Origin of the sequence: Nocardioides sp. YIM B13467, from assembly GCF_042788075.1 — a bacterium.
Classification (GTDB): Bacteria; Actinomycetota; Actinomycetes; order Propionibacteriales; family Nocardioidaceae; genus Nocardioides.
The window spans coordinates 63,258-76,888 of sequence record NZ_JBHZPJ010000007.1 but is presented as its reverse complement, the minus strand read 5'-3'; the positions used below and the strand labels follow the sequence as shown (position 1 = coordinate 76,888).

Genomic DNA, 13,631 nt, shown 5'->3' with positions numbered 1-13,631 from the left:
ATCTGAGGAGCCATTGATGCCGACCCCGTCGTCCCCGACCGACCCCCGCAACGTGATCGTCGTGGGTTCCGGCCCGTCGGGCTACACCGCAGCGGTCTACAGCGCCCGCGCCGGACTGCAGCCGCTCGTCTTCGAGGGCTCGGTGACCGCCGGCGGCGCCCTGATGAACACCACCGACGTGGAGAACTTCCCCGGTTTCCGTGACGGCATCATGGGTCCGGAGCTGATGGACAACATGCGTGCCCAGGCGGAGCGCTTCGGTGCCGAGCTCGAGCCCGACGACGTGATCGAGATGGACCTGACCGGCCCGGTGAAGGTCATCAAGACCGCGACCGACACCCACTACGCGAAGTCCGTCATCCTCGCGACCGGCTCGGGCTACAAGAAGCTCGGCCTGCCTCGCGAGGACGAGCTCTCCGGCAAGGGCGTCTCCTGGTGTGCCACCTGCGACGGCTTCTTCTTCCGGCAGAAGCCCATCGTGGTGGTCGGTGGCGGCGACTCCGCCCTCGAGGAGGCCCTCTTCCTGACCCGCTTCGGCTCCTCGGTCACCCTGCTCGTACGCCGCGACGAGCTGCGCGCCTCCAAGATCATGCAGGAGCGCGCCTTCGCCGACCCGAAGCTCGAGATCGCCTGGAACTCCGTGGTCGAGTCCATCAACGGCGAGCTCTCCGTGGAGAGCATCACCGTCAAGGACACCAAGACCGGCGAGCTGCGCGACCTCGAGTGCGCCGGCCTGTTCATCGCGATCGGCCACATCCCGCGCTCCGAGCTGCTCACCGGCCAGGTCGACCTCGACGACGACGGCTACGTCCTGACCAAGGACGGCACCACGGCCACCAACATCGAGGGTGTCTTCGCCGCCGGTGACCTCGTCGACCACGTCTACCGTCAGGCGATCACCGCTGCCGGCACCGGTTGCCAGGCCGCGCTCGACGCCGAGAAGTTCCTCGCCCACCAGGCCCACGCCGAAGCGGCTGCCGTCTCGGCCTGATCCGTGCCTCTACGGTGGTCTCGACAAGCTCGACCACCGGGAATGCGGCACATAGGCCAAGCGTTCAATTCAACAGACCTCCCCAAACACGTACCTACCCGAGAAGGAACCCATCGTGGCTGACAACATCTCCGCCGTGACCGACGCCGAGTTCGACGCAACGGTCCTGAAGTCCGACAAGCCCGTCCTGGTCGACTTCTGGGCCGAGTGGTGCGGCCCGTGCCGTCAGGTCTCCCCGATCCTCGAGGAGCTCGCCGGCGAGCACGGTGACAAGGTCACCTTCACCAAGATGAACGTCGACGAGAACCCGGTCACCCCCTCCACCTACCGCGTGACCGGCATCCCGACCATCAACGTCTACCAGGGCGGCGAGGTCGTGAAGTCCATCGTGGGCGCCAAGCCGAAGGCCGCGCTCCTCAAGGAGCTGCAGGAGTTCATCGGCTGACACGAGCCGTCACACGCTGGCCCGCCACCTGTTGAGGTGGCGGGCCAGCGTCATTTCATCGAGACGTCAGTTGCGTCGATCGAGACGTCAGTTGTGGCGGGCGAGACGTCAGTTGTGGCGGGCGAGTTGGCAGTTGTGGCGGGTGGATAGTGGTCTCGACAAGCTCGACCACCGGGTCGACCACCGTTTCACGGGAAACATTCACTCGCTGTCGCGGTGCAGCTCGGTGGAGGCCGGCGACGGGTGGCTGCGCGGACGTACGACCTCCCGCAGCCGCTCCCATGCGGACTCGAAGTCGTCGATCCAGGTGACCGTCTGCTTCAGGTCCATCCGCATCCGCGGCACGGTGGGGTGGTCCCGGTAGGTCTTGAACCCGACCCGTCCGAGGAAGTCGGCCGGGGCAGCGCAGCGGCGACCGTGGATCCCGCTCATCGGCCCCACATCGCCGAACGCCTCGATCGCCCGGAACTGACCGCGTTGGACCAGGTCACGGGCCATTCCCTGCACCAGCATCCGGCCGATCCCGCCGCCGGCTCGACGCGGGTCGATCCACACCGTGGTCATCAGGACGGCGTCGGCGGAGACAGGTCCGGACGGGAAGGAGGCCACCCGCGGAACGAAGACCGGCGGCGCGTAGAGCACGAACCCCGCCGGCGTACCGTCCACCACGGCCACCCGCCCGCAGGATCCCCATTCACGGAGCACCTCGGAGATCCACGCCTCCTTGACCCCGATCGACTGCGAGGAGTCGACACGGCGATGACCGACAGGATCGCGCTCCCAGAACAGGCAGGCGCGGCACGGCGCTGGTACCTCGGCGAAGAGGTCCAGCGTCAGCGGCAGGATTCGGCGTGCCATGTCTCACCCTTGATACTCGGTTAAGGGTCTGTTACCAGCGTATGCGATCCTTCATGATGGTGACACCATGACTGATCTTCCCCAGCGCGCAACATCATCCCGCCTCGACCCGTACGCGGACCGCTATGCGGCGCGCACAGCAGGCATGACGGTCTCGGAGGTCCGGGCCCTCTTCGCCGTGGCAGCCCGGCCGGAGGTGGTCTCGCTCGCAGGCGGCATGCCCAACATCTCCAGCCTCCCGCTGGACGTGGTCGGCGACTCGATCAAGGACCTCATCCTGACCCAGGGCCCGACCGCCCTGCAGTACGGCGGCGGCCAGGGCGATCCCGTGCTGCGCGAGCAGATCTGCGAGGTCATGCGCCTGGAGGGCATCGAGGCCCACCCCGACGACGTCGTCGTCACCGTCGGCTCCCAGCAGGCCGTCGACCTGGTCACCCGCGTCTTCTGCGACCCCGGCGACGTGGTGATCTGCGAGGCCCCTTCGTACGTCGGTGCTCTCGGTGTCTTCAAGGGCTACCAGTGCGACATCGTGCACGCCGAGGTCGACGCCAGCGGCCTGATCCCGAGCGCGCTCGAGCAGGCGATCGTCTCCACGAAGTCCGCCGGCCGCAAGGTGAAGTTCCTCTACACGATCCCGAACTTCCAGAACCCGACCGGCGTCACCATGACGCCCGAGCGCCGCACCGAGATCCTCGAGATCTGCCGGCGCCACGACATCCTGGTCCTCGAGGACAACCCCTACGGCCTCCTCGGCTTCGACGACGAGCCCCGCCCGGCGATGCGCGCCCAGGACCCGGGTGTCATCTACCTCGGCTCCTTCTCCAAGACGTTCTCCCCCGGCCTGCGGGTCGGCTGGGCGCTGGCTCCCTCCGCGATCCGCGAGAAGCTGGTCCTCGCCCAGGAGTCCGCGACGCTCTGTCCGCCGCCGTTCAACCAGATGGCCGTCTCCGCCTACCTCTCGAACCACGACTGGCAGGGCCAGATCAAGCAGATGCGGGAGATGTACCGCGAACGCCGCGACGCCATGCTCGACGCGCTCGAGGCCTACATGCCTGCGGCGTGCACGTGGACGAAGCCCGACGGCGGCTTCTTCGTATGGCTGACGCTCCCTTCCGGCATCGACAGTAAGGCGATGCTGCCTCGCGCGGTCACCTCGCGAGTCGCGTTCGTCCCCGGCACCGGCTTCTTCGCCGACGGCTTCGGCGCCTCCTCGATGCGGATCTCCTACTGCTACCCCACCCCGGAGCGGATCCGGGAAGGCGTACGCCGCCTTGCGGGTGTCATCGAGGCCGAGATGGAGCTCCTGGAGACGTTCGGTGCCACCGGCCCGATCCCTGGGCTCCCCATCCGCGGCGCCGAGCACCCCTCGACGAACACGCAGTAGCTCAGCCGCCGGTGGTCGAGCCTGTCGAGACCACTCGTCCCGTCACAAGGGTCATCTCGACAAGCTCGATGACCGGACGGCTGCGCTCGATGACCGGGCGGCTGCGCTTGGCGACCAGGTAGAAATCTATTTGTCGACAAAACGCTTTAGCGCTTAATTCCTAAATGGATTCGTCGGGCGCGGGCGACATCAGCTCGACGATCCGGCGCAGGTCGTCGAGCGTGGCGAACTCGACGGTGATCTTTCCCTTGGAGCGGCCCAGATCGACCTTGACGCGAGTGTCGAAGCGGTCCGAGAGCTTGTCGGAGATCTCCTTGAGCCCAGGAGCAGTCGGCTTGGCTCGCCGCACGCGCGGCGTGGCGAAGGCGTCGCCGTCAGGATCGCCCAGGGCGACGATCTCCTCGAGGCCGCGTACGGAGATGCCCTCCGCGACCACCTTCTGAGCCAGCTTGTCCTGCTGGGCCTCGCCGTCGACGGCGAGCAGCGCCCGGGCGTGACCGGCCGAGAGCACGCCGGCGGCGACCCGGCGCTGGACCGACGGGGACAGCTTCAGGAGTCGGATCGTGTTGGAGATCTGCGGCCGAGACCGACCGATCCGCTGGGCGAGCTCGTCGTGGGTGCACTCGAAGTCGTTGAGCAGCTGCTGGTAGGCCGCCGCCTCTTCGAGGGGGTTCAGCTGCGAGCGGTGGAGGTTCTCCAGGAGCGCGTCCCGGAGCATGTCGGTGTCGTCGGTCTCGCGGACGATCGCCGGGATGACATCGAGGCCGGCCTGCTGAGTGGCGCGCCACCGGCGCTCACCCATGACCAGCTCGTAGGAGTCGGCCGCCACTTTCCGGACGACGATCGGCTGCAGAAGGCCGATTTCATTGATCGAATGGACCAGTTCGGCCATCGCGTCCTCGTCGAAGACCTGACGAGGCTGCACGTGGTTGGGGTGGATCTGCTTGACCGGCAGCTCGGCGAAATATGCGCCGTCGACGGGCGCCAGATCCGAATTCTCGATCTGGCGGCCTTCCGTCGAGTCGGTGGACCTGGGGTCCACAGATGGGCCAGAAGTCGCTCCAGCGGAAAGGTCCGAATGACGGACGTCCGGCTGGACAGAAGCGCTGTCCGCCGACTCGTTTCCGCCAGCGGGAGGAGCGGTCGGGATCAGCGATCCAAGCCCTCGTCCGAGACCACGCTTCGGCGGCTGCTTACTCATTTCTGTGTCCCCCATTGTCGGTGGTCGAGCTTGTCGAGACCACGTCTGATGTCGCAATTGTGGTGGTCTCGACAGGCTCGACCACCCGGTCCTTCATCGTCACTGGTCGCCCTGTTTGGCGAGCTCCTTGGCGGCCTCGAGATAGCTCAGCGCACCCGGCGAGCCGGGGTCGTACGTCATCACCGTCTGCCCGAACGACGGCGCCTCGGACACGCGCACGGCGCGGGGGATGAACGTGCGCATGACCGTGTCGCCGAAGTGCTCGCGCACCTCCTCGGCGACCTGCGACGCGAGGCGGGTGCGGGCGTCGTACATCGTGATCAGCATCGAGGAGACCTTGAGCGTCGGGTTCAGCGCGGCGCGCACCATCTCGACGGTCTTGAGGAGCTGGCCCAGACCCTCCAGCGCGTAGTACTCCGCCTGGATCGGGATCATCACCTCGGTGCTCGCGACGAGCGCGTTGACCGTGAGCAGGCCCAGCGACGGCGGGCAGTCGATGAGGACGTAGTCCCACCGGTCCTCCGCGTCACCCACACGGGGAGACCTGGCCAGCGCCTCCTTCAGGCGCTGCTCACGCCCGTTCTCCTCGACGAGCTCGACCTCGGCACCGGCCAGGTCGATGGTCGCCGGCACCAGCTCGAGACCCTCGAGCTTCGGGACCGGCACCACGACGTTCTCGAGGCTGGCCCCCTCGACCAGGACCTCGTACGTGCCCTGGGTGCCCTGGAAGTGGTCGACGTCGAACGCGGTGCAGGCATTGCCCTGCGGGTCGAGGTCGATGACCAGAACCTTCTGGCCGAGCTGCGCCAGAGCCGCGGCGATGTTCACCGTCGAGGTGGTCTTGCCGACACCGCCCTTCTGGTTGGCGGAGACGATCACGCGCGTGCTCGCCGGGCGCGGCAGTGGCGGGCGGTTGCTCGCCGCACCACGCGCCAGGAGCGTGTGCTCGGCGGCGGCGGCCAGCGGCGTCGCCTCCGTGTCGAAGTCGTTCTCGAAGGACGCGATGTCCCCGGCCGTACGGAGCCTGATCGACACCGGTTCGTCGGTTTCACGTGAAACGGCGTTCTGAGCGCTCTCGTCGTCGTACGGCATGTTTCCTCATCCTCATCGTTCGGTCATCGAGCTTGTCGAGATGCGGTGTATCGAGCTTGTCGAGATGACGTCTCACGCCCGAAATCTCGTGGTCTCGACAAGCTCGACCACCTTCAGCGGCGGCGCTTCTTCTTTCGGGACCCGCCCTTGGGCCCCTTCTGGCCGCCCTTCGGGACCGGCGGCCAATCTACCCGTGCGGGATCCGACCAAACCACCCGAACCGCGACAGTTGTCGTCTCCAAAACGCCTACACCGAGCTCGGAGACCGTCGGCGGCGCGCACCCCCACTTCTTCAGCGCTGCGTCGGCCTCCTCGATCTCCGCCTCGATGCTCGACCCCTTCATCGCGACGAGCGCGCCCGTGGGGACGACCAACGGCATCGACCAGTCGAGCAGCTTGCCCAAGCCGGCCACGGCTCGCGAGGTCACCACGTCGAACCCGAGCTCGCCGTGGAAGGCATCCGCCCTCCCCCGCAACACCGTCACGTTCTCGAGTCCGAGATCCTCGGCGACCTCCTCGAGAAAGGTCGTACGCCGCAACAGCGGCTCGATCAGCGTGATGTGCAGATCCGGGCGAGCGATCGCGAGGACCAGACCGGGGAGTCCTGCACCAGACCCGATGTCCGCCACCGCGACTCCCTCGGGGATCACCTCCCCCAGCACAGCGCAGTTGAGGATGTGCCGATCCCACAGCCGCGGAACCTCCCGCGGCCCGATCAGACCGCGCACGACCCCCGCGTCGGCCAGCCAGGCGGCGTACCTCTCCGCGAGCTCCAGCCGATCCACCGGAAAGACCTTCTCTGCCCGAGGGTCCACCTCGCCCAGACCACCCAAGTCCCCACGCTCCTCGCTCACGCACAAACTGTTTCACGTGAAACGCACAACCAAGAACTCTTGGTGATCGAGCCTGTCGAGACCACAACGTGTTGGTACGCGAGACGTCATCTCGACAAGCTCGATGACCGAACCCGGTGGTCGAGCCTGTCGAGACCATGACACGTACATCGCGTCATCTCGACAAGCTCGATGACCGGTGGTCGAGCTTGTCGAGACCACGACAGGTACGCCGCGTCATCTCGACAAGCTCGATGACCGGTGGTCGAGCCTGTCGAGACCACCACCCCGCCGAACAGAGGTCTCGACCTTCGGGACTGTCGGTGGTGCCGCTCATGATGAGGACATGGCTTACACATACATGCTTCTCTGCGCCGACCGGACTCTCTACGTCGGCAGCACGACAGACCTCGAACGCCGCATGACTGAGCACCGAGTCGGCCTCGGTTCGGAGTACACCCGACACCGCCTACCCGTGGAGCTCGTCTGGTACGAGCAGTACGACAACGTCGAGCATGCGTTCATGCGGGAGAAACAGATCCAGAACTGGGGTCGGGGCAAGCGGCTTGCGCTCATCAGAGGAGAACTCAGGGAACTCCCACGCCTGGCCAACACATCGACGACCCCACACTCCTTACCTACTCCGCAGGAACGGTCATCTCGACAAGCTCGATGACCGGTGGTCGAGCCTGTCGAGACCACCGCACGTACGGGCTCGATGACCGGTGGTCGAGCCTGTCGAGACCACAACATGTGTACCCGCTCGGCGTCGTAGGTGACCCGGTGGTCGAGCTTGTCGAGACCACGTCCCGTACACGCGCACGGTCATCTCGACAGGCTTGAGGACCACCCCGTTTCACGTGAAACACCCCTCGCTGGAGACGTCTGGAAGAACGTCTGCCCAACGAATCCGCAGAAGCGTTCCCAAAGGCGTCGTCGGGGCGTCGGGTGCGCTAAAGTCCGCGAGCAGCCTCGCGAATCTGATGCAACCGCGCACGCTGCTCGAACGTCTTAGTCGTAGAACGTCGCACTCGGGGTGCGACTCCAGCGGCCCGTGCGACCGGGCCACCATCCATGACCCACGGAGCTGATGTGAACGTCCGTAGAACCCCGGTGGCGATCTTCCTCACCACCATCCTCGCCTTGGGATTCTCCCTCGGCTCGATCGCGGCGCCGAGCAGCGCCCAGGCCACCGCACCGTCGGCCTCCGTCGGGCAGATCGGCCTGCACACGGCGTACACCGTCCTCTACCAGCAGGGGTCGACCGGCCTCGGGGTGCGCAAGATCCAGGCGCGCCTCAAGGAGCGTCGCATCTACAGCGGCCGGGTCACCGGCAACTACGGCTCGAAGACGACCGGCGCCGTGAAGGTCTTCCAGCGCAACCAGCGTCTGACCATCACCGGCAAGGTCAACCAGCGCACCCTCGACCGGCTCCGCTCGCTTACGAGCACGCCGACCGACGCAGCGCTCTACAACCTCGACCGTCGCTGCCTCACCGGCCGCGTGCTCTGCGTCGACAAGACCGACCGCCGCATGCGCTACGTACGCGGCGGCAAGATCGTCCGGGCGATGGACGCCCGCTTCGGTTGCTCCGACACCAAGACCCGCGAGGGCGCGTTCAAGGTCTACCGGAAGAGCCGCAACCACGTCTCCTCGATCTACCACACGCCGATGCCGTACGCGATGTTCTTCAACGGCGGCCAGGCGGTGCACTACTCGTCCGACTTCGCTGCCCGCGGCTACAACGGCTGCTCCCACGGCTGCGTGAACGTACGCAACAAGTCGTCCATCGCGTGGGTCTTCGACCAGATCCGCATCGGTGACCGGGTCGTCGTCTACTGGTCCTAGCCACACCCGGTGGTCGAGCTTGTCGAGACCACCGAGCAACCCGTTCCACGTGAAACACAAAGAGATCGCCCCTCGTGCCACAAGGCACGAGGGGCGATCTCTTTGTCTAAGCGTCACTCAGGCAGGACGACCACGTAACGCCGCGGCTCGACACCAGAGGACTCGGACGTGAGCCCGGCGGCGGCGACGGCGTCGTGGACGACCTTCCGCTCGAAGGGCGACATCGGCTTGAGCGAGACCGGAGCACCGGACTCCTTGACCTTCGCGACGGTCTCCTCGGCGAGCGCCATGAGCGTCGAGCGCCGGTCGGCACGGTAGCCACCGACGTCGAGCATCAGGCGGGACCGCTCGCCGGTCTCGCGGTAGACCGCGAGCCGGGTCAGCTCCTGGAGCGCGTCCAGGACCTCGCCGTGACGGCCGACCAGCTGCTGCAGGTCGCCACCGACGATCGAGACGGCGGCACGGTCGCCCTCGACGTCCATGTCGAGGTCTCCATCGAGGTCGGCGATGTCGAGGAGCTCCTCGAGGTAGTCCGCCGCGATGTCACCTTCCTGCTCGAGCTGCTTGAGGCGCGTCTCGTCGCTGACGTCCTCCACAGGCTCAGTCACGGTCTCGCTCACATCCTGAGTCGTCACTTGGTTCCCCCGTCCTTCTGGGTCGTGGAGCGACCGGCGGTCGTGCCGGCCTTCTTCCGCTGGCTCCTGGTCTGGCTCTTGGGCTGGGTGCGCTGCGTGGGACGCTTCTCGGCCGCGGCCTCGTTGGCCTCGGCGATGTCGATCTCCGCGTCGGGCAGACCCTTCTTACGGCGCTTCTCCCGCTCGCGCTCCTGCTTGGCGTCGAACGCCGGCGTCCCCGGTGCGGGGTTGTTGCGGATCACGTAGAACTGCTGGCCCATCGTCCACAGGTTGGATGAGGTCCAGTAGAGGATCGTTCCGACCGGGAAGGCGATACCACCGACGGCGAACACGACGGGCAGCACGTAGAGGAGCAGCTTCTGCTGCTGGGCGTACTGACCGGTCATGGCGTCGGCCGGCATGTTCTTCGACATCAGCTGACGCTGGGTCAGGAAGGTGGTCGCGATCATCGCCACGACCAGGAACCCGGTGAGGAAGTACGTGCTCATATGGTCGGCCGTCGTGAACTGGTCCGAGAGCAGCGAGCCCAGCCAGGTCGACGTCGCGAACTCGTGCGCCGCCTCGTCGCTCAGGAAGCCCTTGCCGACACCGTCCGAGGCGTGCTCGAGCATGCGGAACAGCACGAAGAAGATCGGCATCTGCAGCAGCAGCGGCAGGCAGGACGCGAACGGGTTGGTGCCCGAGTCCTTGTAGAGCTTCATGGTCTCGTTGGCGAGCTTCTCGCGGTCGTGACCGTACTTCTTCTGCAGCTCCTTGACCTTCGGCTGCAGCAGCTGCATGTTGCGGCTGGAGTTGATCTGCTTCACGAACAGCGGGATCAGCAGCGCGCGGATGGTCACGGTCAGGCCGACGATGGCCAGGGCCCACTGCCAACCTTCAGACGGGATGACGTACGAGAACGCCTTCTGCCACACGAGCAGGATGCCCGAGATGGCGTAATACAGCGGTGTTGCGATCCATCCGAACAGATCGCCTATGGCTCCCACGGAATCAGGCTCCTCGGTTTGGGGAGTCCGCACTTACACGGACCAGGTCTTCAGGGTCTCTTCAAATCTTCTTCGGGGCCGGTACGGGATCGAAGCCCCGGGTCTTGGCCCAAGGGACGCAACGGGCCAGACGGCGCGCCGTCAGCCAGCTCCCGCGCCAGGGGCCGTGCGTCTTGACGGCCTCGAGCCCGTACGCCGAGCACGACGGGTAGTAGCGGCACACATCGCCGTAGAGCGGACTGATCAGGGTCCGCCACACGTGAAGCAGTCCGATCAGGACGGCCGCGACCAGGTGGTCGAGCTTGTCGAGACCACCCCGCACGAAACTCATGACAGCACCCGCGCGAGACATCGCTTCAGGTCGGTGCCGAGGTCGACATACGAAGCGTCGGCGGCAGCAGGAAGCGCACGGACCACAAGCACAGCAGAGCCCGGGAGTCCGCTCAGGGACTCCCGGGCCTGGTGACGCAGTCTGCGCTTCACGCGATTCCGGACGACGGCCGGACCGACGGCCTTGCTCACCACGAAGCCCACCTGCGGCTCGCCCTCCCGGTCGGCAGCTGGGCCGGTGCCGGGGACGAGCAGGTGGACCACCAGGCTCTTCGAGCCCGCGCGCTTGCCTCGTCGTACTGCTTCTTTGAAGCCCGACGAATCGACCAGTCGGTGGCGACGTGGCAACACGCGCGTGGTGGCTGAGGCCGCGGCCTCAGACGGTCAGGCTCTTGCGACCCTTGCCGCGGCGCGCAGCGAGGATCGCGCGGCCGGCACGGGTGCGCATGCGCAGGCGGAAACCGTGCGTCTTGTGACGGCGGCGGTTGTTCGGCTGGTAAGTACGCTTGCTCACGGGTGCTTCCTTAGTGTGTGGTGTGGTGGCCGGTCGCTCTTCCGGCTGTCCTGCTTGTTAGGACCAAGAATCACGCACCCGTGGAACGGGCGACCTAGTAACGGTACGTGGACGGCGAAACCACGGTCAAACTCGCGCCCTATCACACACCTGTGATTCGCCTTCTCCCTGTGGAGGACGGGTTGCCCATGACCCTCGCCAGCCGGTAGTTTCGTCCTCTACCGAGGTTTCCCTGCACATCGTCAGGAGCATCGGCCGCATTCGGGGGGATGCCACGCAGGGAACTAGTTTTCCCGCCTGACCTGCCGAAACGGTCGGATTCTCGAGGACGGCGACGTGTCTCGGTTGGTCTCCGATGCCTACATTCGGGGATGCTCCACAGCTTGTGGAAAAGTCTGTGGAGGATGTAGACCGGACCGCTGCATGAATCCAGGCTGCATCAATGAAGACCACCCACCCGAGCCATCAGGGAAGGCAGGAACCTGTGGAGCACTCCGGCCTCGCGCCAGAACCACAGCCAGATCTCCAGTCCGCATGGACGAAGGTGGTCGCTGAGCTTCCGCCGAACCAGCGGGCCTGGCTCCGGGACAGTGAACCCCTCACTCTGCACGGGTCGACCGCGATCGTCGAGGTCCCCAACGACTTCACCCGCAACCAGATCGAGGGCCGCCTGCGTGGCTCCCTCGAGAGGTCGCTGGGCGAGATCTTCCATCGTGAGATCCGCATCGCGGTCACCGTGAACCCCGATCTCGACGTCACGCCGGATCCCGACACCCAGGCGATCATGATCTCCGAGCGGGAGATCGCCGCCGCGGACGCTGCCGCCGCCGCTGCCCTGCAGCAGCAGTCGCCATTCTCGAACAGCGCAGCCCCCAACCAGTCGGCGTTCCCGCACCAGTCGGTCTACCCGCCCAACTCGCCCGGCCTGATCCCCGGCGTCCCGCCGGCGAGCGCGCCGCACGACGAGCAGGGCGCGCCCGCTGCGTACTCGGCGCCGCAGGCTCCCCTCGCCGCCCCGCCGGCCGCGCAACAGCCGGCTCCGCCCGCGGCGCATGAAGACGTACGTCCCGGATATGGCGACATGTCGACAAATCCCCCGGCGTCTCCGGTGGCTCCCATCGCGGAGCCGGTTCCGCCGCGGCCGCTCGTCCCTGGTCCGCCCACGCGGCCGAGCGAGCCGAGCCACAACGTCCTCGAGACCCGCCTGAACCCGAAGTACACCTTCGAGACGTTCGTCATCGGGTCCTCCAACCGATTCCCGCACGCGGCCGCGGTCGCGGTCAGCGAGGCGCCGGGCAAGGCGTACAACCCACTGCTCGTCTACGGGGAGTCGGGTCTGGGCAAGACCCACCTGCTGCATGCGATCGGCCACTACGTGCGGAGTCTCTACTCCGGGGCGAAGGTGCGCTACGTCAGCTCGGAGGAGTTCACCAACGAGTTCATCAACGCGATCCGCGACGACCGGCAGGACCGGTTCAAACGGCGCTACCGCGATGTCGACGTCCTGCTGATCGACGACATCCAGTTCTTGGAGGGGAAGACCCAGACGCAGGAGGAGTTCTTCCACACCTTCAATACGCTCCACAACGCCAACAAGCAGATCGTCCTCACCTCCGACCGGCCGCCCAAGCGGCTCGAGGCGCTGGAGGACCGGCTGCGCAACCGGTTCGAGTGGGGTCTGATCACCGACGTCCAGCCGCCTGACATCGAGACCCGCATCGCGATCCTTCGGAAGAAGGCCGCCATGGAGCGGCTCACCGCGCCGCCGGACGTGCTCGAGTTCATCGCGAGCAAGATCCAGACCAACATCCGCGAGCTCGAGGGTGCGCTGATCCGGGTGACGGCGTTCGCCAACCTCAACCGGCAGGACGTCGACCTGACCCTGGCCGAGATCGTGCTCAAGGACCTGATCCCCGAGGGTGGCGAGCCCGAGATCACCGCCGGCCTGATCATCGCCCAGACCGCCGCGTACTTCGGGCTGTCGATCGACGAGCTCACCGGGCCCTCGCGTGGGCGTCATCTCGTCATGGCCCGCCAGATCGCCATGTATCTGTGTCGGGAGCTCACCGAGGACTCCCTGCCCAAGATCGGCAAGCACTTCGGCGGCCGCGATCACACCACCGTCATGTACGCCGAGCGCAAGATCAACCAGCTGCTCGCCGAGCGCCGGGCCGTCTTCAACCAGGTCTCCGAGCTCACCAACCGCGTCAAGATGCAGGCGCGCCAGGCCTAGCCGAACCAGCCGTCGTACGCGGCCGCCGCCCCTTCCGGGCCGGCGGCCGTTTCGCGTTTTGGGCCATTCCGCGTTTTGAGATGGCGAAAACCCACAGGACGAGATTTCCCAGGTTGTCCACAGCCCACAGGCTGGGTGGAACCTGTGGAGAACCGGCCGTTCAAATGGGATGGAAAAGGGGATGGCCTGTGCACAAAACACTCGAACGGGCCGACAACTCTCCACAGCCCACAGTGACGTGCGTCATTTCAGCATGGCGTCCACATCCCCTGTGGAATCAC

Annotated in this window: 15 protein-coding genes; 6 read left to right on the top strand and 9 right to left on the bottom strand. The window is 66.3% G+C overall.

The genetic code is table 11. The features are described 5' to 3' along the window. Positions 1–16 precede the first annotated feature (16 nt). A complete protein-coding gene (gene trxB, locus ACFX43_RS01925) occupies positions 17–991 on the top strand; it encodes a thioredoxin-disulfide reductase (RefSeq protein WP_378816325.1) in 975 nt (324 codons plus the stop codon). Positions 992–1,106: 115 nt separating this feature from the next. Then, positions 1,107–1,436, top strand: coding sequence for a thioredoxin (trxA, locus tag ACFX43_RS01920; RefSeq protein ID WP_141801993.1), 330 nt, complete (start codon positions 1,107–1,109; stop codon positions 1,434–1,436). Between the two features lie 201 nt (positions 1,437–1,637). Here trxA and ACFX43_RS01915 read toward each other — a convergent pair whose 3' ends face one another. Next, a complete protein-coding gene (locus ACFX43_RS01915) occupies positions 1,638–2,294 on the bottom strand; it encodes a GNAT family N-acetyltransferase (protein WP_378816322.1) in 657 nt (218 codons plus the stop codon). A gap of 67 nt (positions 2,295–2,361) precedes the next feature. Between ACFX43_RS01915 and ACFX43_RS01910 the strand changes: the two genes are divergently transcribed. After that, entirely contained in the window at positions 2,362–3,678 is a 1,317-nt protein-coding gene (locus ACFX43_RS01910) for a PLP-dependent aminotransferase family protein (protein ID WP_378816319.1), read from the top strand. Between the two features lie 160 nt (positions 3,679–3,838). Here ACFX43_RS01910 and ACFX43_RS01905 read toward each other — a convergent pair whose 3' ends face one another. The 3 genes from ACFX43_RS01905 to rsmG all read right to left on the bottom strand — a co-directional run bounded on the left by ACFX43_RS01905 (position 3,839) and on the right by rsmG (position 6,825). After that, positions 3,839–4,879, bottom strand: a complete 1,041-nt coding sequence (locus ACFX43_RS01905; RefSeq protein ID WP_378816316.1) for a ParB/RepB/Spo0J family partition protein — start codon at positions 4,877–4,879, stop codon at positions 3,839–3,841. Between the two features lie 99 nt (positions 4,880–4,978). Then, positions 4,979–5,971 carry a ParA family protein gene (locus tag ACFX43_RS01900; RefSeq protein WP_378816314.1) on the bottom strand — a complete coding sequence of 331 codons (993 nt, stop codon included), beginning with the start codon at positions 5,969–5,971 and terminating at the stop codon, positions 4,979–4,981. A 113-nt stretch (positions 5,972–6,084) separates the two neighbouring features. Next, positions 6,085–6,825, bottom strand: coding sequence for a 16S rRNA (guanine(527)-N(7))-methyltransferase RsmG (gene rsmG, locus ACFX43_RS01895; protein WP_378816312.1), 741 nt, complete (start codon positions 6,823–6,825; stop codon positions 6,085–6,087). Between the two features lie 178 nt (positions 6,826–7,003). Between rsmG and ACFX43_RS01890 the strand changes: the two genes are divergently transcribed. Then, positions 7,004–7,480, top strand: a complete 477-nt coding sequence (locus tag ACFX43_RS01890; protein ID WP_378816311.1) for a GIY-YIG nuclease family protein — start codon at positions 7,004–7,006, stop codon at positions 7,478–7,480. A gap of 416 nt (positions 7,481–7,896) precedes the next feature. Then, entirely contained in the window at positions 7,897–8,652 is a 756-nt protein-coding gene (locus ACFX43_RS01885; protein ID WP_378816309.1) for a L,D-transpeptidase family protein, read from the top strand. Between the two features lie 113 nt (positions 8,653–8,765). Here the strand turns inward: ACFX43_RS01885 and ACFX43_RS01880 are convergent, their stop codons facing one another. The 5 genes from ACFX43_RS01880 to rpmH form a co-directional block, all read right to left on the bottom strand. Beyond that, the gene (locus ACFX43_RS01880) at positions 8,766–9,260 is read right to left on the bottom strand and encodes a protein jag (protein WP_378816306.1); all 495 of its coding nucleotides are present in this window, start codon (positions 9,258–9,260) and stop codon (positions 8,766–8,768) included. Positions 9,261–9,283: 23 nt separating this feature from the next. Further along, complete coding sequence (gene yidC / locus ACFX43_RS01875) at positions 9,284–10,273, bottom strand: membrane protein insertase YidC (RefSeq protein ID WP_378816303.1); 990 nt, start codon at positions 10,271–10,273, stop codon at positions 9,284–9,286. Positions 10,274–10,334: 61 nt separating this feature from the next. Next, positions 10,335–10,604 carry a membrane protein insertion efficiency factor YidD gene (yidD, locus tag ACFX43_RS01870; RefSeq protein WP_378816300.1) on the bottom strand — a complete coding sequence of 90 codons (270 nt, stop codon included), beginning with the start codon at positions 10,602–10,604 and terminating at the stop codon, positions 10,335–10,337. Further along, on the bottom strand, positions 10,601–10,954 hold the full coding sequence (gene rnpA, locus ACFX43_RS01865; protein WP_378816297.1) for a ribonuclease P protein component: 354 nt from the start codon (positions 10,952–10,954) through the stop codon (positions 10,601–10,603). Before rnpA ends, yidD begins: the two co-directional genes overlap by 4 nt. A 25-nt stretch (positions 10,955–10,979) precedes the next feature. After that, positions 10,980–11,117 (bottom strand): 50S ribosomal protein L34, encoded by a 138-nt coding sequence (rpmH, locus tag ACFX43_RS01860; protein WP_091044043.1) that lies wholly within the window; start codon positions 11,115–11,117, stop codon positions 10,980–10,982. Positions 11,118–11,559: 442 nt separating this feature from the next. Between rpmH and dnaA the strand changes: the two genes are divergently transcribed. After that, entirely contained in the window at positions 11,560–13,350 is a 1,791-nt protein-coding gene (gene dnaA, locus ACFX43_RS01855) for a chromosomal replication initiator protein DnaA (protein WP_378816294.1), read from the top strand. Positions 13,351–13,631 lie beyond the last annotated feature (281 nt).

Bases quoted from the DNA above. Each gene is read 5' to 3' on its own strand.
- ACFX43_RS01910 (WP_378816319.1), top strand. From the start codon at position 2,362: ATGACTGATCTTCCCCAGCGCGCAACATCATCCCGCCTCGACCCGTAC.
- trxB (WP_378816325.1), top strand. From the start codon at position 17: ATGCCGACCCCGTCGTCCCCGACCGACCCCCGCAACGTGATCGTCGTG.
- ACFX43_RS01900 (WP_378816314.1), bottom strand. From the start codon at position 5,971: ATGCCGTACGACGACGAGAGCGCTCAGAACGCCGTTTCACGTGAAACC.
- ACFX43_RS01905 (WP_378816316.1), bottom strand. From the start codon at position 4,879: ATGAGTAAGCAGCCGCCGAAGCGTGGTCTCGGACGAGGGCTTGGATCG.
- ACFX43_RS01915 (WP_378816322.1), bottom strand. From the start codon at position 2,294: ATGGCACGCCGAATCCTGCCGCTGACGCTGGACCTCTTCGCCGAGGTA.
- dnaA (WP_378816294.1), top strand. From the start codon at position 11,560: ATGAAGACCACCCACCCGAGCCATCAGGGAAGGCAGGAACCTGTGGAG.
- yidD (WP_378816300.1), bottom strand. From the start codon at position 10,604: ATGAGTTTCGTGCGGGGTGGTCTCGACAAGCTCGACCACCTGGTCGCG.